At 50.7% G+C, this 18030-nt stretch carries 22 protein-coding genes; 3 read left to right on the forward strand and 19 right to left on the reverse strand.

The window, feature by feature from the left end; all coding sequences use genetic code 11:
• Window positions 1–157 precede the first annotated feature (157 nt).
• The 16 genes from ABD836_RS03895 to ABD836_RS03970 all read right to left on the reverse strand — a co-directional run bounded on the left by ABD836_RS03895 (window position 158) and on the right by ABD836_RS03970 (window position 11127).
• The gene (locus tag ABD836_RS03895) at window positions 158–2254 is read right to left on the reverse strand and encodes a hypothetical protein (RefSeq protein ID WP_344932515.1); all 2097 of its coding nucleotides are present in this window, start codon (window positions 2252–2254) and stop codon (window positions 158–160) included.
• Between the two features lie 10 nt (window positions 2255–2264).
• The gene (locus tag ABD836_RS03900; RefSeq protein ID WP_344932516.1) at window positions 2265–2843 is read right to left on the reverse strand and encodes a phage tail protein I; all 579 of its coding nucleotides are present in this window, start codon (window positions 2841–2843) and stop codon (window positions 2265–2267) included.
• Entirely contained in the window at window positions 2836–3738 is a 903-nt protein-coding gene (locus tag ABD836_RS03905) for a baseplate assembly protein (RefSeq protein WP_344932517.1), read from the reverse strand. Before ABD836_RS03905 ends, ABD836_RS03900 begins: the two co-directional genes overlap by 8 nt.
• A complete protein-coding gene (locus ABD836_RS03910) occupies window positions 3738–4067 on the reverse strand; it encodes a GPW/gp25 family protein (protein WP_344932518.1) in 330 nt (109 codons plus the stop codon). Before ABD836_RS03910 ends, ABD836_RS03905 begins: the two co-directional genes overlap by 1 nt.
• Window positions 4064–4705 (reverse strand): phage baseplate assembly protein V, encoded by a 642-nt coding sequence (locus ABD836_RS03915; RefSeq protein WP_344932519.1) that lies wholly within the window; start codon window positions 4703–4705, stop codon window positions 4064–4066. The genes ABD836_RS03910 and ABD836_RS03915 overlap by 4 nt, the downstream gene beginning before the upstream one ends.
• Window positions 4706–4781: 76 nt before the next feature.
• The gene (locus ABD836_RS03920; RefSeq protein WP_344932520.1) at window positions 4782–5234 is read right to left on the reverse strand and encodes a phage virion morphogenesis protein; all 453 of its coding nucleotides are present in this window, start codon (window positions 5232–5234) and stop codon (window positions 4782–4784) included.
• Window positions 5235–5237: 3 nt separating this feature from the next.
• Window positions 5238–5705, reverse strand: coding sequence for a phage tail protein (locus tag ABD836_RS03925; protein ID WP_344932521.1), 468 nt, complete (start codon window positions 5703–5705; stop codon window positions 5238–5240).
• Entirely contained in the window at window positions 5706–5975 is a 270-nt protein-coding gene (locus ABD836_RS03930; protein WP_344932522.1) for a hypothetical protein, read from the reverse strand.
• An 8-nt stretch (window positions 5976–5983) separates the two neighbouring features.
• The gene (locus ABD836_RS03935; protein WP_344932523.1) at window positions 5984–6538 is read right to left on the reverse strand and encodes a hypothetical protein; all 555 of its coding nucleotides are present in this window, start codon (window positions 6536–6538) and stop codon (window positions 5984–5986) included.
• Window positions 6531–7172: a lipase family protein gene (locus tag ABD836_RS03940; RefSeq protein ID WP_344932524.1), complete on the reverse strand. Its 642-nt coding sequence runs from the start codon at window positions 7170–7172 to the stop codon at window positions 6531–6533. Before ABD836_RS03940 ends, ABD836_RS03935 begins: the two co-directional genes overlap by 8 nt.
• Complete coding sequence (locus ABD836_RS03945; RefSeq protein WP_344932525.1) at window positions 7159–7668, reverse strand: glycoside hydrolase family 108 protein; 510 nt, start codon at window positions 7666–7668, stop codon at window positions 7159–7161. Before ABD836_RS03945 ends, ABD836_RS03940 begins: the two co-directional genes overlap by 14 nt.
• Window positions 7669–7672: 4 nt before the next feature.
• Window positions 7673–7879 (reverse strand): tail protein X, encoded by a 207-nt coding sequence (locus ABD836_RS03950; protein ID WP_344932526.1) that lies wholly within the window; start codon window positions 7877–7879, stop codon window positions 7673–7675.
• Window positions 7879–8361, reverse strand: a complete 483-nt coding sequence (locus tag ABD836_RS03955) for a head completion/stabilization protein (RefSeq protein WP_344932527.1) — start codon at window positions 8359–8361, stop codon at window positions 7879–7881. The genes ABD836_RS03950 and ABD836_RS03955 overlap by 1 nt, the downstream gene beginning before the upstream one ends.
• Window positions 8362–8466: 105 nt before the next feature.
• A complete protein-coding gene (gene gpM, locus ABD836_RS03960; protein WP_344932528.1) occupies window positions 8467–9117 on the reverse strand; it encodes a phage terminase small subunit in 651 nt (216 codons plus the stop codon).
• 46 nt (window positions 9118–9163) lie between these two features.
• Window positions 9164–10207, reverse strand: a complete 1044-nt coding sequence (locus tag ABD836_RS03965) for a phage major capsid protein, P2 family (RefSeq protein WP_344932530.1) — start codon at window positions 10205–10207, stop codon at window positions 9164–9166.
• 56 nt (window positions 10208–10263) lie between these two features.
• On the reverse strand, window positions 10264–11127 hold the full coding sequence (locus ABD836_RS03970) for a GPO family capsid scaffolding protein (protein ID WP_344932531.1): 864 nt from the start codon (window positions 11125–11127) through the stop codon (window positions 10264–10266).
• A 155-nt stretch (window positions 11128–11282) separates the two neighbouring features.
• Here ABD836_RS03970 and ABD836_RS03975 point away from each other — a divergent pair, with 155 nt between their 5' ends.
• The 3 genes from ABD836_RS03975 to ABD836_RS03985 all read left to right on the forward strand — a co-directional run bounded on the left by ABD836_RS03975 (window position 11283) and on the right by ABD836_RS03985 (window position 14884).
• Window positions 11283–13031: a terminase large subunit domain-containing protein gene (locus ABD836_RS03975; protein ID WP_344932532.1), complete on the forward strand. Its 1749-nt coding sequence runs from the start codon at window positions 11283–11285 to the stop codon at window positions 13029–13031.
• Window positions 13031–14029: a phage portal protein gene (locus ABD836_RS03980; protein ID WP_344932533.1), complete on the forward strand. Its 999-nt coding sequence runs from the start codon at window positions 13031–13033 to the stop codon at window positions 14027–14029. The genes ABD836_RS03975 and ABD836_RS03980 overlap by 1 nt, the downstream gene beginning before the upstream one ends.
• A gap of 99 nt (window positions 14030–14128) precedes the next feature.
• Window positions 14129–14884 carry a WYL domain-containing protein gene (locus ABD836_RS03985; protein WP_344932534.1) on the forward strand — a complete coding sequence of 252 codons (756 nt, stop codon included), beginning with the start codon at window positions 14129–14131 and terminating at the stop codon, window positions 14882–14884.
• Window positions 14885–15636: 752 nt separating this feature from the next.
• On the opposite strand, the gene ABD836_RS03990 is transcribed toward ABD836_RS03985, so the two are convergent.
• From ABD836_RS03990 to ABD836_RS04000, 3 genes are all read right to left on the reverse strand, one after another.
• On the reverse strand, window positions 15637–17220 hold the full coding sequence (locus ABD836_RS03990; protein ID WP_344932535.1) for a recombinase family protein: 1584 nt from the start codon (window positions 17218–17220) through the stop codon (window positions 15637–15639).
• Between the two features lies 1 nt (window position 17221).
• Window positions 17222–17416, reverse strand: a complete 195-nt coding sequence (locus ABD836_RS03995; protein ID WP_344932536.1) for a hypothetical protein — start codon at window positions 17414–17416, stop codon at window positions 17222–17224.
• 272 nt (window positions 17417–17688) lie between these two features.
• The gene (locus tag ABD836_RS04000) at window positions 17689–17943 is read right to left on the reverse strand and encodes a zinc-ribbon domain-containing protein (protein WP_425583007.1); all 255 of its coding nucleotides are present in this window, start codon (window positions 17941–17943) and stop codon (window positions 17689–17691) included.
• Window positions 17944–18030: the final 87 nt, after the last annotated feature.

The raw sequence follows: 18030 nt of genomic DNA on the forward strand, positions 1-18030 counted from the left end.
CCTTTGATTCCACGCAAGACCTGCTTTCACAGGCTCGCGCAATCTAGGGTCGATGTGGGTGAAAGTGTGGGCATCGCCTCCGGCAAGTCCCTTTGCATGTTATAAGGCTCGACTCGCGAAGCGAGCGGAGCTGAGGCGTCTGTTTTCGTCTGGCATGTTATACCCCTGGCCCTGCGTAAATCTGAACAAAGCCTAACGAGGTTCCCGCTGGGCCAAACAGCTCAAGCTTGCGCGTCTTAGTCGAGCCTGTAACATCGGGAGCAGTCAGCGAAGAGTTACCGGCTATCAACCCGCCGCTACCGCCTATCTTTTGATCGCATACCAGCAGACCAGCACCGTTTCGACCAAGCCCAAGGTCTAACGCCCCAGCCCCGCCGCCCCATAAAATCTTTCCATCCGCTCTAATAGACTGGCGGGCAAACGCCTCTGTGCCTAAAAATAGATCCTTGGCGGTTTGCGTGCTGCTACCAAAAGTCTTGTGTGTTTCGTATCCGTAGGCAGTGGACGTAAATTTGAAGCCATCGCCTCGGTATAGATTGCTGCTAGCTCCAGGTAGATTAACTTCCGTATCGTGCAAGACGACACCAATGCCGTCCGCTGTAAAAACTGTGTCTAAGTCAAATCCAACAACGGTCACGCCCTCGCCGGAAACCCTGCAATTATTAATTCGGATATTTTTGACCGCATTTAAAGACCCTAGCTCGCCGTCCCCCAAGTGCATTAGAGTACCGTTTCCTGTGCCCCCTTTACGCAGGTTCGTCTCGCAGAAATTTATATCTCTCGCGTTGTTTATATCAATCGCGCAACCGTGCGGCACTGGTGCGACTGCCGCAAGGTCTTGTCCCGGATAGTTTGGCTGCACAGGGAAACCCTCTGTCCCCGTTATGGGATGATCCATGTGGTGAAACTGGCTTCCGTAAAAGGTAATGTGCCGAGCGCCATAACCATTATTTTTATTATTGATTCGCATCAAAGAGCCAACTGGGTACGCTAAGTTTAAGCCCCAAAATCTCAGATTGTTATTACCGTCTTTGACGCCAAGTTCGTCATAAATCGACAGAGCGGCACCGGCTTGGCCGTTGTCGTAAGCCGTGGACGAAGCCCAAGTTTGACTAACACCAGTCTCGCCTGTTAGCACCCAAAACTTATCGGAGTCAATACCGATACCCGGCTCATTGCTAGACTGCGATGTATGTACTCGCTGGCAAGCGTACTCATTTAAGTCGCTACCAATCACGTAAGATGTTGTATCTTCGCCGCACAATCTTAGCGTCAAGTAAATATCGGATTCGATACTATCGGTGATTGCAAAAGCATGACCTGTACAGTACGACGCTAGCACGCGTATGTTTGAGTGACTAATGCGCTCGCAGTCTACCGCCTTACACTGCTTTGCGGTGAGTAGTTGGTTTCGTCCGTCTACCATCAAATTAATATCAAACTTTTTGGGCCACAACCAGTTTCCACCCGCAAAGTAGGGCGCACCAGCGCGGTCATTCGATACGTGGAAGCAGTAGCCAGTAAACGCGCCATAAGGCCCATAGATGCCATCAAACTCAACGTCGATTTTATCTAGATCAATTTCGACAGTTTGAGATAATAGATACCTTTCGTTGCCAGTGTAGTTAGCTACATAAGCGTGCTTAAACCTCGCGCCATCCACCAGCTTGCCGCTACCAATCACCGTCATTACATCTATGGCTTTCTGAGTCCCCGCATAACTGTCGAAGTCGCCTATTTTCGCGCCGAACCAGTCAGTTACAACGGGGCCATTATATTGACGCACCCACGCACCAACCGTTGCGGCAGTATCACCAGCTTTAGCGTAGAGGCCGCCGACATCATCAACGGCTAAAACCGCAGAGAAGTCGCCAGCCTCAAACATCCATGGGTACCCGTTAAACTCCCGCTTATCGCCAAAACTGGGAGATACAACACCCACCAACGACGCCAGCGTCGCGACGGTTTTAAGTCCCCCACTAACCGCATCAACCACCTCATCTACATCAATAATACTGATCCGAATTCGATAATCGCGCAGTAATGATTTAAACCTTAAGTCGTAACTCCCCGTCGGCCCTGTAAACTGCACTAAACCATTCCCATCTGCCTTAAACGGGTTATCAATATCATTCCCGTCTTTGTCTTTTACGCCCGTCGCTAATGTTTCCGTGCCAGCCAAATACAAGTACACGTCGCAAAATGGAATGAGCTTCTGTTCCTTGGTGAACGCAAAATAATTTTTAACTTCCATTGCGGGCCTCTTAAATCGGTATGACGAGTTCGTTGATTACAACGATGGGGTCTAGGTATTGGTCCACAGTCACTTCGGTGCCGCTGTTGCTGGCGGTGGCCATGCTGGGCTGGTTGCGGGTGGTGACGATGGGCACAATTTCTGTAAGGTGCGACCGCAGGTTTTTGGCGTTGTCGACCAGTTCTAAAATCACGGCGATGTCATCGAATTGAATGCCGGTTTGGTCGGTTTCAAAAATTAATTTAAACGTGAACGGATCGCCTGGTGGGTCTTGGTTGAACCACTCTTGTACTTTCACACCAAGGCCAATAGCGGCTAAGGCGCGCTTAACTGCGCCTATGGTGCCTTTGCGTTGGTGCACAGCTAACGAGGCTTTTATAGCGCCGCGCTTTTGTTCGTCGGTCCAGTCGGCCTGCCATGTGTCTACTGAGCTGGCGCTGGCCAGCCATGGCAATAGGTTGTATGGGCAGGTGTCGGGGTTCCAAACTTCACGCACTACTACCGGCACATTACCAATGCGGGCTGTTGTGGCTTCTAACGCCAACTCAAACGCGCTGGCGTTTTTGGGTAGTAGGCTTGTTTCAGACACCGGGCTCACCTTCTACGGTCACGGCCACGCTGGTGCAGTAAGCGGCTTCGCCGGTGGTAATACTGATATCTGCAACCGGCTGGGTAAGTGCTACCGATTGCACACCGGGCTGGTGGAGCGCGGCATACACTGCCGATAGTTTTACGTCGAAACCCAGTTTGTGAACGGTGTTGGCATAGGCTTGGGCGGCGGCAATGGCATTGTCGCGCACAGTGTTGGCGTCTGGCCCTGGGTAAACGGTGAGCACGGCCTCTATGGTGTAATTACTGATGCTGGCCGACAGTACGTTTACGGTGTCGGTCATTGGCCGTTTGTCTTCGTCGCTTAGGGCGGTGACTACAGTGGTTAATAAGAGTTCGTCGGCGGTGCCGTCGCCGGTGCGGCTAAGCACATACACGGTGATCTCGCCTTCTATGGCGCTAATGGCGTCGGCGTCTTTTACCTGGGGATCTGCACTTAGGGTGAGCGCAATATAGCTGCCACGGCTGCCGGCGGTGGTTAGGGCTTCGTCGGCGAGCTGTACGCGGCGGCGCAGGTCACTGTCGGTTTCGTAAACGGCGGGCACTGGTGGTATGGCGCTTGGATTACCGGGGTCAAGCACAAAGCGCGTTAAGTTTTTGTTGGCGGCGAGCTGGTCTAGGTCGCTGCCGCTGGCGTAGGCCAGCATGACGGCGCGGGCACCGTCGTTTACGCGCTGGCGAATGCTGAACTCGCGAAACGCCGCCACCTCTAAAATTTTATACGCGGGGTCAGATTCTAGCGGCGCATCAAAATTAGGGTCGCGGCTGCTAAAGTCGCTTAGCATTTCTTGCAGGATGGTTTCGTAGCTCAGCGGCTCTACTACATTGGGCGCAGGCAGTTGCGACAAATCAATTGCGGTAAATGTGCCAGCCATTAGATTTTTACTCCCGTCGACACAAATTTGCCCAGTTCATCTACCCCGTTAATTTCCAGTTGATATTTACCAGCTTCGCTTGTGCTTACTATTGCGCGCTGCATCGTTAGCCGCGGTTCCCACTTGGCAATGGCGTGGGCGGTAGCGGCATATAAGCGCAGCTTGGTGGCAGGGTTTAGGGGTTGGTCTATGAGCATGGGCACTAGGCTGCCGTAGTCGCGGCGCATTACTCGCGAACCCAGTGGCGTGCTAATGATGTCGGCAAGGGATTGCTGCAGGTGCGCTGCGCCTTCTAGGTGTTTGCCTGTGTTTGCGTTTAGGCCCTTCATTGCGGTTGATTCGGTGCAGCGGTATTCGGTATACCGTTTGGATGGGTGTGGCCGTTGTAAATAGTGCGGTCGTCGGCCATTGAACGGGTGCCGTCGCTTACGTCGCCGTCGGCGTGTATGTCACCTGCTGCGGCCATGTCGGCGTCGGTGGTTATGCTGTCGGTGCTGTGGGTAGTGCCGTTTATGGTTACGTTGCCGTCTATTTCGGTGTCGCCAACAATATGCAAGCCGCCGTCGGTAATAATTTCGGTGGTGGCGCCTTCCGGCAAATTTATAAGCAATTCTTGGCTGGCGTGGTTGTAACTAAACACCGCGCCGTCGGGCATATTTTTTACGGTTAGGTCTGGGTCTGTGCTGGGCGATGGGTTCGCGGTGCTGTAAAACCCCAGTAAAGCGACGGCATTGCCGATAATACCCGATGGGCACAACAACAATACTTGCTCGCCAACGTCGGCTTGCGACCAGTTGCTTTCTGACGCGGCCCGGCCCGCTTGCCATTTAATGGGTGGGGTTAAATTATTAGCGTCACCACCAATGGCTACGCGGCACAGCGCGCCGTCAACCGAATGGACTGTGCCCAGGTTGATCATATTGGCGATACGACGCTGCAGGTCGCTGATGATTTCGAGTTCGTTCATAGCCTTGATTGTTTATTATTTCTGCGCGCGCGTAGTGGTTGCGGCGGTGTAAAGCGGGGGCTTACTGCTGGCGGGGCTATCGCGCAGATAGGTGCTGGCTTACTAGGGCTTCGATTGCGCGTAGGTCGGCGTCGGACAAACCCAGCAATTCACGCTTGGCGTATTTCACTAGCGGGCCGCCCTTTTCTACCTCGGCAATTAAGCCGCGCTGGTGCACAGTGGCAATTTGCGCAATGCGACCGCTAAAGCCCACGGCGGCTTCGCTTGGGCTGCTGCGGTATTTAAGGTGTTTGCGGTTGCGAATGCGGGCAAACATAGCGCGCTGACGAATGCCCTTTTGTTTTTGGCGGGGTTTTCTGGCTTCAAAGGCGCTGCCGTCGGGGTTTTGCTGGGCGGCAATACGTTGGCCTTGGGACTTTTGCAAATGCTGGGCAATGGCGCGAAATAAGCGGTGACGCTGCGCAGGCCCTAAGGGTGCTAGGGCCGCGTTTAGCCAGTCGTTTATGCTTTGGTCGGTGTATTGCGCCACGGCCTACTCGCCTGCCTCAACCCAGCTTGCCACTGGGTCTGGATCTGGGTGTATATACAATTCCCAATTTGTTGCACTAAGCGGGCAGATATCAATGGGTTTTACGCCGTTGTGCACTAGCTGCATGCCGCCTTCTACCAGGTTGGCGCCAACGTTTTCTTCTAGGGTTAAGATCAGCTCTACATCGGCGGTTTTGTGGTCGATTATGTCGGCATTAAATCGAATTGGCGTGGTTTCGTGGTTGGCATTATTCGCAGCCAGCCATTGCAGCACAATAAAAAACAGCATGTCGGCGTGGTCTGTGTAGTCGGTAACAATGATTTTGGCGTCGTAGCGAATACTAAAATGGGCGTTTAAGTCTCCTTGGTGGCTGGTAATTTGGCCGTCGTTGGCAAAGGTTAAAAGGTTGTCTGCCTTAATTTTTAACGGGCTGTTTAGTATGTGCTTGCGCAGCTCTGCTAGGAGTTCCATTTATGGCCCCAGTAACTGTTTTATGCCTTGGGTTATGCCAATGCCTAGGGTCGATATAATGCCGGTCACAATGGCGCCCCACACTGCCATGCGCGTGTATTTGGCCACGGCTTCGCTGGCGCGGCGCTGGCTGTCGAGGTACAGCATATTGCGTTGTATATCGATAGGGTTACCGGTATCGAATCCTAATGAGGTAAGCGTGTCTTTAACGGCTTTGCTGGCCGTTTTGTCGACAAGTTCTTGCACCTCTTCTTTAGACATTTGTTGCATAAAAACCCCTAGCGCATTGCCGCCGCCATTTTGGCAACGGTTAAGGCGGTATTGAATATGGCGTTGAGTTGTTTAATGTCGGCCGCCCCGCTGCTTATTCGCTCGCGTAAATTATGGTACGCGGCATTGGCGGCAAGGGCTTGGCGGTTGAGGGCCATTAATTTTTGTTGCACCGGCGCGGGGTAGTCTTGCCAATGATCTACGGCCAAAGTGCGCAAAGTGAAATACGCAGTGTAGAGCTGCCAGTATTCGGTATCGACATTGGCAATGGCCGACAGCAGTTTTTCGGGGTCGTCGACCAGCGCTTTGTATTGGGCGCGCTTGGCTTCCAGTTGATGCACCACCATTTGAAATTTGGCTTTTTCGTCGTCGGTAAAAAACGTGGCCATGGTGTCTGCACTGTTTAAACCTTGGTCTACGGTAACAATAAACTCGGTGAGCGCGGCCACGTCGGCGGCGGTGCTTAGGGCTTTGTTACTGCTGCAGGCGGGCAAAATTAACATTACCGCCAGCGCGATAATTGAATAAAACAGGGGTTTTATGCTGATTCGGACATTAAACATGGGCTTTGTTCTCCAAATTATGAATATAAGTGGTAATGCTGTGGCCTCTGGCACCACTTAGTTGGGTGCGGGGCACGGTTGGGTGGTCCCACGGCGGCGTGAATTTAATCCAGTCGCGGGGGTTGATGTAGCTAACAGTGGGAATACGCAGCGTTTGGAAATAGTCGCGGCTTGTTTTTGAGCGGCTAGCAGGCTCGCCAAACATAACGAGCTGGCTTATGGTTCTGCCCCGCTCGGCCAGCATTTGGGCTATATGGCTAGCCTCTGCAGCGCCTTTGCTGTGGCCGCTAAGGTAAATGGGCTTGTTAGGTAATACCCGGTTGTATGTTGTAACCCAGCGCAACGCGCTTAAATAAAATCCCCTGTGCACTCGGCCACGGCGTGTCTTCATGCGGTAAAAACGCAGGTCGCGGAATATGTCACGAAGGTTTAAGGCCGCGCCGATCACCGCGCGCAGTGACCACGATGCGGGCTTAAGGTCGGCTATTTCAGTGCCGCGCACCGCTAGGTGAATGGCGTGGCCAACGTCGACCATAAGCACGTCGACTTCTGAAATGCTAAACGTGGTGCGGGTGTAGCTTAGTTCGCAAAGCTCGGCCACCGCCTGGTGATTGCAGGAGTTATTTACAGACATTGGCGCCACCCTCTACTGTGGCCATGGCCAGTGAATAGCAATCTAGGGCGCGGCCAAACCAGCCATCACCGTATTTTTTGTACATCTTTAACGTGGCGTAATGCTGTTGGCGGCTAATGGTAATGGCGCGAATGATGGGCTCGGGCCGGACCTTGCTGGCGGCTAATAATGTTTTTGAGCCTATAACCCCGTCTACTTTTACTTTTAGCGCGGCTTGCAGCCAGCGGGCGGCGTCGTCTGTGCCGCTGGGTATGGCGGCGTCGAATACGGCAATGTCTACGCCGCTTGGGAGCTCCGGGCAGCGGCAGCGGTTCCAAAATTCTGCGCGGTAAAACTCGCGGGCTTGCTCCCAACTTGGCGGGCCGTTCTCCCACATTTTGGGGTGATATTTTTTGCTTATACCGAAGCGCGTATGGCCGCCGGCGTCGTCTGGGTCGTTTGATTCGTAGCCTTCTTTTTCCATTGAAAATTCAAAGGCGGTATTAAAATTGTTCATGGCGTTAATCCCACACATTGAGCGTTTTGGCGGTTTGCTGCGCGGGGATCTCGGGCAGTGTTACCAGCAAACCACTGGGCAAAATGGGGCCTAAATCGGCTAGGCGCGGGTTTAGTTCAAACAGTTGTTCGGTAACGCCAGCCGTGCGGCCAAGTTCGCGATGGCAAATAAGGTCGGCGGTGTCGCCTTGCACTGTGCGAATTTGGCGCATTAGATAAGCTCCACCACGGTGCCGGTTTGGCCCATGATGGCGCGCACACTGCGACGGGCCTCGCGTTTAAAGTCGTCTATTGGCTGGCTAAGTTCGTCGGCTTTGTTGTGGCCTGCGCCGGTGCTGTCGAAGTTGCGCAGGTGTTCAATAATGCGGGATTTGCCCAGGTGGAATACGGCGGCTTGGTAGAGTTTTTCTTGGTGGTTTACGGCGGTTTCGCCGCTGCCATATTCTACGTAGGTAGTTTCTGCCAGTGTGGCTATGCCGTCGGCTATTTGCGCCATAGCCCAATCGTTAAGACTGCGGTTAACTTCCATGAGTGATAATTGCAACGCAAGGCGCAGGCGCTCGGTAGACACGGTGGTGTCTACGTCCATGGCGCTGCGAAACTCGGCAGGCACAATGGCTGGGTAAAAATCCAGATTGGGCAGTTCAGCTTCTTCGGCTGGTGTGGCCTCGCCACTTGGAATAAAACCGCCCATTGGTACTTCCTTATAAATTTGCCCGTTTCGCGTTAAGAAGGCCCCGACTTTCAGCTTTGACCAATTTCAAAACCTCCGGTCGGGTCTTCCGTCGGCGGGGCGACCCTAGTTACTGGCAGCGGCTTTTATTTCGCGCTCCAGCTTTTCAATGTCTTTTTTCACACCAGCGGCGGTGTTTAACTCTAGCGCCCGTTGCAGTTCTGCAAGTGCAGTGGCCTTATCGGTGTCGCGTAGCTGGTAGCCAATGGCCTTGTGCAATTTGGCGCGCACTTGGTCTGGCATATCGGATTCTTTGGTTAATTCATTGACGGCGGTAAGCATGCCCAGGGTAATTGCCTCTACACCTTTTAGGCTGTTGTCGGCAAACTCTTCGGCAATCACCGTGCCCATGGTGCGCTGGTGCGCGTCTGGGGTTGGCAGCTTGTGGCGCAGGCAATAATCCGCAATCGACAAGGCACTTTCGTAGTCGCCGGCATCGATACACCACAACAGTAAGGTGGTTACCACTTCGTCGGCGCCACCGGCATTGGCTTCTAATACGCCGCTTAAGTAGGCGGTGTATTCCGGGATAATTTGCTTTTTAAGCTCGATCTTTTTTTCAATACTCTGAATACTTTTTAACTGGCGTTTGTGCTCGGCCAGTTGCACCAACTGCCGCTCGTAGGCGGTGTGGTTTTTAGACTGCGAGGGGTCGGTGTTACGCTCCGCCTCTTGTTTTGCCGCCATGCGCTGGCGGTGCTTCTCTGCTGGTGTCATGTTCGCCCCTTGTGCTTTATTCGACTGATGTAGGACTACTTACGCTTTACGCGTAAGCAGTGCCGTTCCACAGTTTGATATTTTCCACCGCGCAGAATGCGCCAGTGTCTTCCACTACGTAGTCTTCGTTGATTGACTGATAATCTTCAACGCGGTCGCGCTTGGCGTTGTCGACGATCGTGCGGCGGTTGGTATTTTCCTGCCAGTAGATAGACAGGTTTTCTAACGTGGTAATAACAATGCTGCGGGCTGGGAAGAAAGGCACCCGCACAGCTGGCAAGCCGCCTACCCGCTTAGACGACACAATAATGTCGCTGGCGATTTTCTCGGTTGGCGTGTTGTTACCGTCGATCAACGGGAAGTATTTATCGGCTAACAGCTGGCGACCCATAATGGCCACTAGGCCAGTGTCTTCGGCGTGCCATTCGTCTAGCAGATTTTCTACCGCATCGAACACCAGTGAGTCTAAATTCTGGTAGTCATAACCAGTTTCTGTGCCGACTTTTACGGCGTCGGATGATTCCACAACCTCGCTCATAATGCGGGCGGCGTCGTTGTCGCGTACATATTGCAGCCAACCTTTAGCGACATCTTGTAATAGCGGGCTAGTGCTACGGTTAGACGTTGCCGCGCGGCTAGTGCCGTTCCAGCCAATCATTAGGCGGTCGCGGGCAATTTGGCGCACAATCGCGTCGCGCAAACGGGTCTGAAAGTCGGGGAATTTCGCCCACATATCCAGCTTGTTGTATTTAATGTGGGTGTCGAAGTTGGTTTGCTCGCAGCGATAACCAAAGGCATTAAGACTGGTTGGGTCTGTAGTAGCACGGTCTGCTGAGTCAGTGTCGGTAGTACCGGCAACGGTTGAGCTGGTGCCTAGTCCGAGGTTTTCACCCTCTTGTTCTGTGACCGGGTAAAAGCCGATTTTTTGTAAAAACGCAGATGACTCTTGAATGCGGTCTTCTAGCGTTTGAGCAATGGTTGGCACTGCCGTGAATTTTCCACCAGCGCGAATGGTGTCTTCTTCAATACCATTGAGCTTAGCCTGGTGGCCCAAGTAGCCGTTGAATTTGACGCGGGTTTCATTACGCATTGTGGTGCTCCTAATAAAAAATATGCAAAACGGTCTGGTGTTTGTTTGGGTTGGTGTTAGCAGTCGGTTAGCACTTCGCCTTCGCCGCCGCTCGCAGGGGGCCGCTCGCTGTAGTTGCTCTGCCCTGCCAACGTGGTTTGCAAACCGGTAAATTCCGCTTGCAGCGCCGTGAATTTTTCAGTGAGTTCGGTTAATGCGGTTTTGTCGGCTTCATTGCTGCCGATTTTTTCAAGCTGGGCAGAAAGCTTTACGACCTCTTCGGCAATGAGGGTAACGGCCTTGTTTTGCTCGTCGATTGCCGCGCTAAATTCGGTTTTGGTGTCTGCTTTGTCGCGCTTAAGCATGTCTTTAATTTTGGTAAAAAAGCCTTCGCTGGCAGCGGATTCGGGCGCGGCCTGCTCTTTTTCCATTTCAATTTCTGCCTCTAGGGCAGCGCTGAAAAGGTTTTCTGGGCGGGCTTTGCGGCTGGCTAGCAGTTTTTCGGCGTCGGGTTTTTGCGCGGAAAATTGCAGGGCTTCGGTGCCCAAACTGGCTGGCGAGTCAGTAATGGCAAGGCCGTACATATAAGCTTGGCCGCTGTCTGAAAACTGGGTGTCCATTTCAATAGAGGTGTAAATTTTTTGGCTCTTTTGATTAATCGCCAATAATTCTGGTGTGGGGATAATGCTGGCGTACAAGCCAAGCTTGCCTTTCAGATCGCCGTCTGCAATTTCTTCGGCTTTCAGTTCTGCTACATCGCCCAGGGCAGGAAATGAGCTGTCGGCATACAGGCCACGAATATGCTCTAGCCAAATGCGGGCGCCGTATTTTTCAGGGTTATAGGTGGCGGCCATTTCGGCGATTTGCTCGCGGGTAATCTTGCGGCCATCGGTGGTTTGGCCTTCTACGGCAACTCGGAAAAATTTGGATTTAATTTTCATTTCGGCATCCGCTAGTGTGTGTTTTCGGCAATTCAGCGCTATTGGTCCGTAGCGTTGCGGAATTGCTTTAGTCAGACAATGCGGTGCAGGGGTAAAGGGCGTGTTTACTGTTGCGCTGATTCATGGGGGTTTGGGTTTGCACGTAATCTGGGCGCATGAAAACAGCACAAGACGACAGAACAGAAGCGCGGCTACTTTACTGGCAGGGTTACCGCATACCCGAGATCACCAAGGCCCTTGGTGTGCTTGGCCCTACCCTGCACAGTTGGAAGCGTCGCGACGATTGGGACTCGGCACCGGTGGTGCAGCGGGTTGAACAATCTATCGACGCGAGACTGTGCCAGTTATTGAAGAAAAATGAAAAGACCGATCAAGATTTAAAGGAGGTTGAAGCCCTCACCAAAGCCCTTGAGCGCACCGCGCGCATTCGGCGTTATGACGACGGGGGCAACGAGGCAGATTTAAACCCTAATGTGAAAAATCGCAATAGAGGCCCGCGCAAGTCTAATAAAAAAGTTAAAAATGAGATACCACCAGAAGCCTTGGACCGCATCAAAGAAGGCTTTATGGATGAAATATTCGGTTATCAAAAAGAGTGGCTGCACAAAAAAACGTTACACCGCATTCGCAATATTTTAAAAAGCCGCCAAATTGGCGCCACCTATTATTTTTCTAACGAGGCATTGGTAGACGCGGCCACCACTGGCGACAATCAAATTTTTATCTCGGCCTCTAAGGCGCAGGCCCATGTTTTTAGAAATTACGTGGTGCAAGCCGCAAAGAAATGGGCCGACGTTGAGTTAACGGGCGACCCTATTGTGCTGCCCAACGGCGCAGAGCTGATTTTTCTGTCTACCAACTCTAATACTGCGCAGAGCTACCACGGCCATTTGTATGTTGATGAATACTTTTGGATACAGCGCTTTCAGAATTTGCGCAAAGTGGCGTCGGGCATGGCTGCCCACAAAAAGTGGCGGCAAACCTATTTTTCTACCCCCAGCAGCGTTAACCACGAGGCCTACCCCTTTTGGACCGGTTCACTGTTTAACCGTGGCCGTAAAAAAGATGACCAGATCCAGCTTGATGTAAGCCATAAAAAGCTGGCTTCAGGTCGCATGTGCGAAGACGGCCAATGGCGGCAAATAGTGACTTTGTTAGACGCAGAGGCCAAGGGCTGCGACCTGTTCGACATTGAGCAATTAAAACTCGAGTACAGCCCGGAAGAAATGGCAAACCTGTTTATGTGCGAGTTTGTCGACGATACCTTTTCGGTTTTCAGTTTTGCAGAGCTCACCGCCTGCATGGTAGACAGCTGGGTGGTGTGGGACGACTACAAACCATTAGCCCCCCGCCCACTGGGCAGCCGCGAAGTTTGGATCGGCTACGACCCGTCGCGCACTAGCGATAATGCCAGCTGTGTGGTGGTGGCGCCGTCGCCGGTACCGGGCGGCAAACATCGCATTCTTGAAAAGCTCAATTGGGTGGGTATGGACTTTGTAGACCAAGCGGCCCGCATGAAAACCCTCACCGAAATTTACAACGTGACCCACATAGGCATCGACAAAACGTCGATAGGCTCGGGCGTTTACGACATGGTAAAGCGGTTTTTCCCGCGCGCCGTGGGCTACGACTATAACCCCTCGATCAAATCCCAAATGGTACTCAAGGCAAAAGACATTATCAGCCACGGCCGCCTCGAATTTGATAACGGTTGGACCGACATGGTGCACGCCATGCTGATGATCAAACGCGCCATGACCGCTGGCGGTGGCCAAATGACTTACCAAGCCGGACGCACCAACGACGGCGGCCATGCTGATTTGGCATGGGCGCTAATGCACGCACTCGACAACGCCCCGCTTCACGAAAGCATGGCCAATACAGGAATATTGGAGATTTTCTAATGACCACAAAAACCAAAAAAGCCGAAAAAACAGAGGCCTTTACCTTTGGCGAGCCTGAGCCGGTCATGGCCGCGCGCGACATTATGGGCTATGCCGAATCGTGGTTTAGCGGTAAATGGTATGAGCCGCCTATTTCATTGCCCGGGCTAGCCAAGACCTATGGCGCCAGCCCTTACCATTCCAGCCCTATTCAGGTAAAAAAGAATATTCTGGTAAAAACCTTTAAACCCCACCCACTGCTTAGCCGCCAGACTTTTGCAGGGTTTGTGCTCGATGACCTTATTTTTGGTAATGCCTATTTAGAGCGGGTAGACAATCGCCTGGGCAAACCCATGGAGCTAAAGCACAGCTTGGCCAAATACACCCGCCGCGCCAAAGAAGACAAATACTGGTTTGCCCACAGCTACGCCAACCCCCATGAGTTTAAAGCAGACTCGGTATTCCATCTTATACAGCCCGACATAAACCAAGAAATTTACGGCGTGCCTGAATACCTATCTAGCCTGCAGTCGGCGTGGCTAAACGAAAGCGCCACCATATTTCGCCGCCGCTACTACGACAACGGTAGTCACGCTGGCTTTATCCTGTATATGAATGACGCTGGCCAAAGCAGTGAAGATATCGACGCGATCCGCAAGGCTATGAAAGAAAGCAAAGGCCCCGGCAATTTCAAAAACCTGTTTATGTATGCCCCTAACGGCAAAAAAGACGGCCTGCAAATCATCCCTATTAGCGAAGTCAGCGCCAAAGACGAATTTTTCAATATTAAAAACGTCACCCGCGACGACCTAATGGCCGGCCACCGCGTACCCGCGCAAATGATGGGCATCATACCCACCAACACCACAGGCCTAGGCGACCCAGAAAAAGCCGCCCGCGTATTCGCCGCCAACGAAATTGAACCAATGCAAGAACGCTACCGCGCCCTAAACGACTGGATGGGCGAAGAAATCATCACATTCAACAAATACGAAATCGAAGGTCTGGGCACCACCTAGCCAGCCACCAACCAGCCACCCAGCACCTAGCCGCGCCAACTGGCGCGGGTTTTTTGTATCCGCTATATTTGCGAAAACAAATATTTCAGGAGAATCAACATGGACGTTGCTGCAATTTTACTAAGCTTTGCTGTGGGCTGGTATTTTAGAGGCCGACATGACGCGAAGCGCGTCGACGAACTAGAAATCCAACCCGCTAAAAATCCCACCACCGAACCGCCTGAACACCCATCTACCCATGATCGCCTCAATAACTCCATGTACCTAAGCAATAGTCAGTGGCAACACCTTTACGGGCTATGCGAAGGAATATTGGCTGATGACGTGGTTACTGAGGCCGAAGCAAAGCGCCTGCGTAAATGGTTCAGAGATAATCCCGACGGCCAAAAGGATACTAGGTCTAAACAACTTCATAGCTTAATCGATATATTTCTAGCTGATGGTGTTCTCGATAAGGAAGAAGCCAACGAGTTGCTAACAATATTAAGTGAGTTCTGCGACCAATGGGCCGCGCCAGAACCAAAGCAATCACCTACATCAACAATACTTTCTACCAGATCTGGGCGCGTTAGTAAGCCTAAGCCAGCCAGAGCCCCAAAACCAACAAAGCCCGAACGCCCTAAATTAGATTGGACGGATCTGCTAAGCTTAATTGGTTGCGATATCGAAATATCTTACATGGGCGCCACCGGCGACATATCCGACCGAACCGTGTCTTGCAAAGATATCGATAACAATGGCGAGCACACTTACATCAAAGGTTACTGCAAATCCCGGCGAGCCTACCGAACCTTCCGGCTAGATCGCATCATCACACTGATCAACACCGAAACTGGGGAATTTATAGAAACCTAGCCCCAGCTCTAGCCAACCCCTCAACCCTTGCCCTTCGCTCACTTTTGGTGCGTGCCGACCACCCGACGGCTGGCACCACCTGGCGCGCGCAATTCGCCCCCCGCCGCGCCTGCGCGCTTTATGACATAGTTTTTTTGCGTATGCACAAACGAGCTAAGCCCAATGCTGCCACGGCTTGCGCTGTGGACTGTAAACCATTGATTTATTGCGGTTTTACGCGGCTATGCAATGAAATAGCAGGGTTTGAACGGCTGCCCTACTGTCTGAGGTATAGGGGGGGTGTCGGAAAATAGTAATTAGTGTAATCGATACCGAAAATACTATGTAAGATATTGTTTTATAAGGGTTTAAAGATTACAAAATAGTGTAATTTTTTGTAATCGTATTTGTAATTATTTTCTAAGCTGTTGATTTATATACTATTTATAATATCGTTAAATTACAAAATATAGTGTAATCGAATTACTCTTTAGTTACTCAATAATTACACTTTACAAAAACACCAAACCCTTACAGTTCGGGGCTTTCAGGGCTGTTTTAAAAATAATTACACTAATTACTATTTTCCGAACCCCCCACCTATTCTGGCAAAAAGGCTCTAAATAGGCGGTTTTACACTCCCGCCCGAACGTAATGCAAATATCGTGGGACTAACTTGGGACTGAATAGCAGCCCCAAATCGACACTTAAAATATCTAAGCTATTGATTTATAAGGGTACAAATAACAAGTGGTAGGGTTCGAATCCCTCCCTCACCGCCATTTTGATATGAATATGGGCACTTGCAAAGAGGTGCCCATATTTCTATCTACCCTCGATATAATTGCCGCAAGCGGAAGTATTCCCCCTCGAAGCTGTACCCTATCAGGATAAACAACAATATCTCTTACTGTAGCCAGTAATAGCGCCTTTGTGGCCTCCCCATCACTCCCTAGCAATACTTTTTTCGCGGCCTGTGCAAACAGAGATATATGACTTTGACCAAATTTCTTAATTGGTAGGTTGATCCGCTCCTTAAGCCCCCGAGCTTCAATTTTTAGCTGCTCTAGACGCCGTTTTAACCGAGAGATCGTGTCTTTTGTTGTTAGATCTAGTTCAAGCTCACCGTTTGCGACAAGCATTATTAACTTTTGATATTGATTATCTACCTTTGCGATACCGGCCTGGGTACCAAGTAATAGTTGCCGGTCAGCCTTGTAAGCCTCTTTATGCTTTGCTTTCAATGTCTGAACATACCCAGAGAGGGTTTCCTCAAGCATGACCTTTTCCGAGATTAGCTCCTTGACTAACATTTCTACTGGAACTTTAGGCAATATCGGACAACTACAAACATTTATATCCTCCTTTATTTGCCTAGAACACTTGTAGTACCAATAACGACCGCTCTTTCCTGAAGCTAATACAAGGTTTTTCTTACAATAACCGCATTTCAACAGCCCGGTTAAAATCGACTTACTTCGTACACCCTTGTTATCCGTGTTTTCCTGGGGAGCCCGCTGCTTAAGGTCGATCTGAACTTTGTTGAATACTTCCTCATCAATAATTGCTGAATTCTTATAGAATAAGGGGTGGTATCCAGGCTTTTTAATACGTCGTTCCGCCGCATATTCCCGCCGAGCAATATAGAGAGGGTCTGTAAGCATGTTATGGATCTTTGTTATCGTCCATCGAGCAGAATTTGCCTGAATGCCCAATGCGTTGAGATGGCTAGCTATTTTCTTAACTCCAAACGGCTGACCATGTGTGCCTTCAAGTGCCAGCCGAAAGATATCTTTAACAACGAGCGACTGCTTATAATCAACCACAAGTATTTTCTTGTTTTTATCAGAGCTCGGCGCTGCAACGGACTTATACCCATAAGGCACCTTTCCCCCCACAAAATACCCCTTTTCCACAGCCTCAGCCTTACGATCTGAGACCACTTGGCTGTTTTGGCGACTCTGATGCTCATTAACTGAGCCCAGAAGACTCTTAACTAGATGAGCCGACGCTTGGTCAGTCGGAAATGCTTCGGTTACAGAACAAAATGTGATCCCGAATTTAGCTAACAAGCTGTCGAACTCTAGCCGCTTTTCCTCCTTCCGCGAAAAACGACTAAGGGAATAGACAACGACCCCTTCATACTCTATTTCGTTAGACTTAATGTCCGAGCGCATTCTCTCAAGTGCTGGTCGCGTTCCCTTAAATGCCGAATGCCCACTTTCTATGTAATATTTGACGACAGTATGGTCATTTTGCGTGGCCCACTTCTCGATTGCTAATTTCTGACCGTCTAAAGAATCGCTCTCTTCAGCCTGCCGAGAAGTGGAAACACGAATATACGCCGCAAATTTCATTTTATATCTCCTCGCTACCTTTGCTTTCGCAACCTGTTTTTTGGTTTGTTCTTGCCTCAAACTCAAGACTATTGAACTCATGAATTATGTCTTTCAGGTGTAGATCAACTAGCTTGCATATTGCTTCGCGGGTAAACGCCAAATGAATTTCTGCATATGCATCACTGCTCAGCTGCAAAGAGATGGCGACTTTCATCGGGAACTCCCGTGATATGAATCTGCGAACCTGTGATTAAAAAATAACCAAAGCAGGATGAAAAATCAAACGCACAAACCAATAAAAACTCATTAATATCAATCACTTATTATTGGTATAATAAATTGCGCAGTAAGGCTTTGTATGACATGTCGTTTGTAATCAGCATCTTGGGTACGTTGTATTTATTATCTAGTATAATAAATACAACAGTTTTAATAGCTAATAAGAATATAAAAGCTAGGTGCTATGAAAACTTTGTCTAGGCCTTCCTAGACCCTCATCCCGGATGACACTAAAGTTATTTTCATTGGCGGTGGAAAGAAAGAACGAGGATTTCTTTCTTTTAACCTTGATGAATATGTTGCTGCCCATGAATGCAGATCATCGAGAGAGTAGCGCCTTCTGCCCGCATCGCTTTTTTTGCGACCACATTCAGGGCACCATCGTCCATTTTTAACCACATTGCTCGCGGTGGCTTCCCACTCATGCCCCTGATCGCAGCGCCATTGATATCGGCTAGCCATGTTAGTAAACACCTTGCTATCCAACCGGCCTCCGCGCTCATGCGCGACGGCAGCAACCTCAGCCCAAGATTTACCTCGACCGGAACA

Origin of the sequence: Zhongshania borealis, from assembly GCF_039539625.1 — a bacterium.
Classification (GTDB): domain Bacteria; phylum Pseudomonadota; class Gammaproteobacteria; order Pseudomonadales; family Spongiibacteraceae; genus Spongiibacter; species Spongiibacter borealis.

What these genes read in the sequence shown, in the direction of transcription:
- ABD836_RS03895 (WP_344932515.1), bottom strand. Translation starts at nt 2,254, where the DNA reads ATGGAAGTTAAAAATTATTTTGCGTTCACCAAGGAACAGAAGCTCATT.
- ABD836_RS03905 (WP_344932517.1), bottom strand. Translation starts at nt 3,738, where the DNA reads ATGGCTGGCACATTTACCGCAATTGATTTGTCGCAACTGCCTGCGCCC.
- ABD836_RS03910 (WP_344932518.1), bottom strand. Translation starts at nt 4,067, where the DNA reads ATGAAGGGCCTAAACGCAAACACAGGCAAACACCTAGAAGGCGCAGCG.
- ABD836_RS03915 (WP_344932519.1), bottom strand. Translation starts at nt 4,705, where the DNA reads ATGAACGAACTCGAAATCATCAGCGACCTGCAGCGTCGTATCGCCAAT.
- ABD836_RS03925 (WP_344932521.1), bottom strand. Translation starts at nt 5,705, where the DNA reads ATGGAACTCCTAGCAGAGCTGCGCAAGCACATACTAAACAGCCCGTTA.
- ABD836_RS03930 (WP_344932522.1), bottom strand. Translation starts at nt 5,975, where the DNA reads ATGCAACAAATGTCTAAAGAAGAGGTGCAAGAACTTGTCGACAAAACG.
- ABD836_RS03935 (WP_344932523.1), bottom strand. Translation starts at nt 6,538, where the DNA reads ATGTTTAATGTCCGAATCAGCATAAAACCCCTGTTTTATTCAATTATC.
- ABD836_RS03940 (WP_344932524.1), bottom strand. Translation starts at nt 7,172, where the DNA reads ATGTCTGTAAATAACTCCTGCAATCACCAGGCGGTGGCCGAGCTTTGC.
- ABD836_RS03945 (WP_344932525.1), bottom strand. Translation starts at nt 7,668, where the DNA reads ATGAACAATTTTAATACCGCCTTTGAATTTTCAATGGAAAAAGAAGGC.
- ABD836_RS03950 (WP_344932526.1), bottom strand. Translation starts at nt 7,879, where the DNA reads ATGCGCCAAATTCGCACAGTGCAAGGCGACACCGCCGACCTTATTTGC.
- ABD836_RS03955 (WP_344932527.1), bottom strand. Translation starts at nt 8,361, where the DNA reads ATGGGCGGTTTTATTCCAAGTGGCGAGGCCACACCAGCCGAAGAAGCT.
- gpM (WP_344932528.1), bottom strand. Translation starts at nt 9,117, where the DNA reads ATGACACCAGCAGAGAAGCACCGCCAGCGCATGGCGGCAAAACAAGAG.
- ABD836_RS03965 (WP_344932530.1), bottom strand. Translation starts at nt 10,207, where the DNA reads ATGCGTAATGAAACCCGCGTCAAATTCAACGGCTACTTGGGCCACCAG.
- ABD836_RS03970 (WP_344932531.1), bottom strand. Translation starts at nt 11,127, where the DNA reads ATGAAAATTAAATCCAAATTTTTCCGAGTTGCCGTAGAAGGCCAAACC.
- ABD836_RS03975 (WP_344932532.1), top strand. Translation starts at nt 11,283, where the DNA reads ATGAAAACAGCACAAGACGACAGAACAGAAGCGCGGCTACTTTACTGG.
- ABD836_RS03980 (WP_344932533.1), top strand. Translation starts at nt 13,031, where the DNA reads ATGACCACAAAAACCAAAAAAGCCGAAAAAACAGAGGCCTTTACCTTT.
- ABD836_RS03985 (WP_344932534.1), top strand. Translation starts at nt 14,129, where the DNA reads ATGGACGTTGCTGCAATTTTACTAAGCTTTGCTGTGGGCTGGTATTTT.
- ABD836_RS03990 (WP_344932535.1), bottom strand. Translation starts at nt 17,220, where the DNA reads ATGAAATTTGCGGCGTATATTCGTGTTTCCACTTCTCGGCAGGCTGAA.
- ABD836_RS03995 (WP_344932536.1), bottom strand. Translation starts at nt 17,416, where the DNA reads ATGAAAGTCGCCATCTCTTTGCAGCTGAGCAGTGATGCATATGCAGAA.
- ABD836_RS04000 (WP_425583007.1), bottom strand. Translation starts at nt 17,943, where the DNA reads ATGGCTAGCCGATATCAATGGCGCTGCGATCAGGGGCATGAGTGGGAA.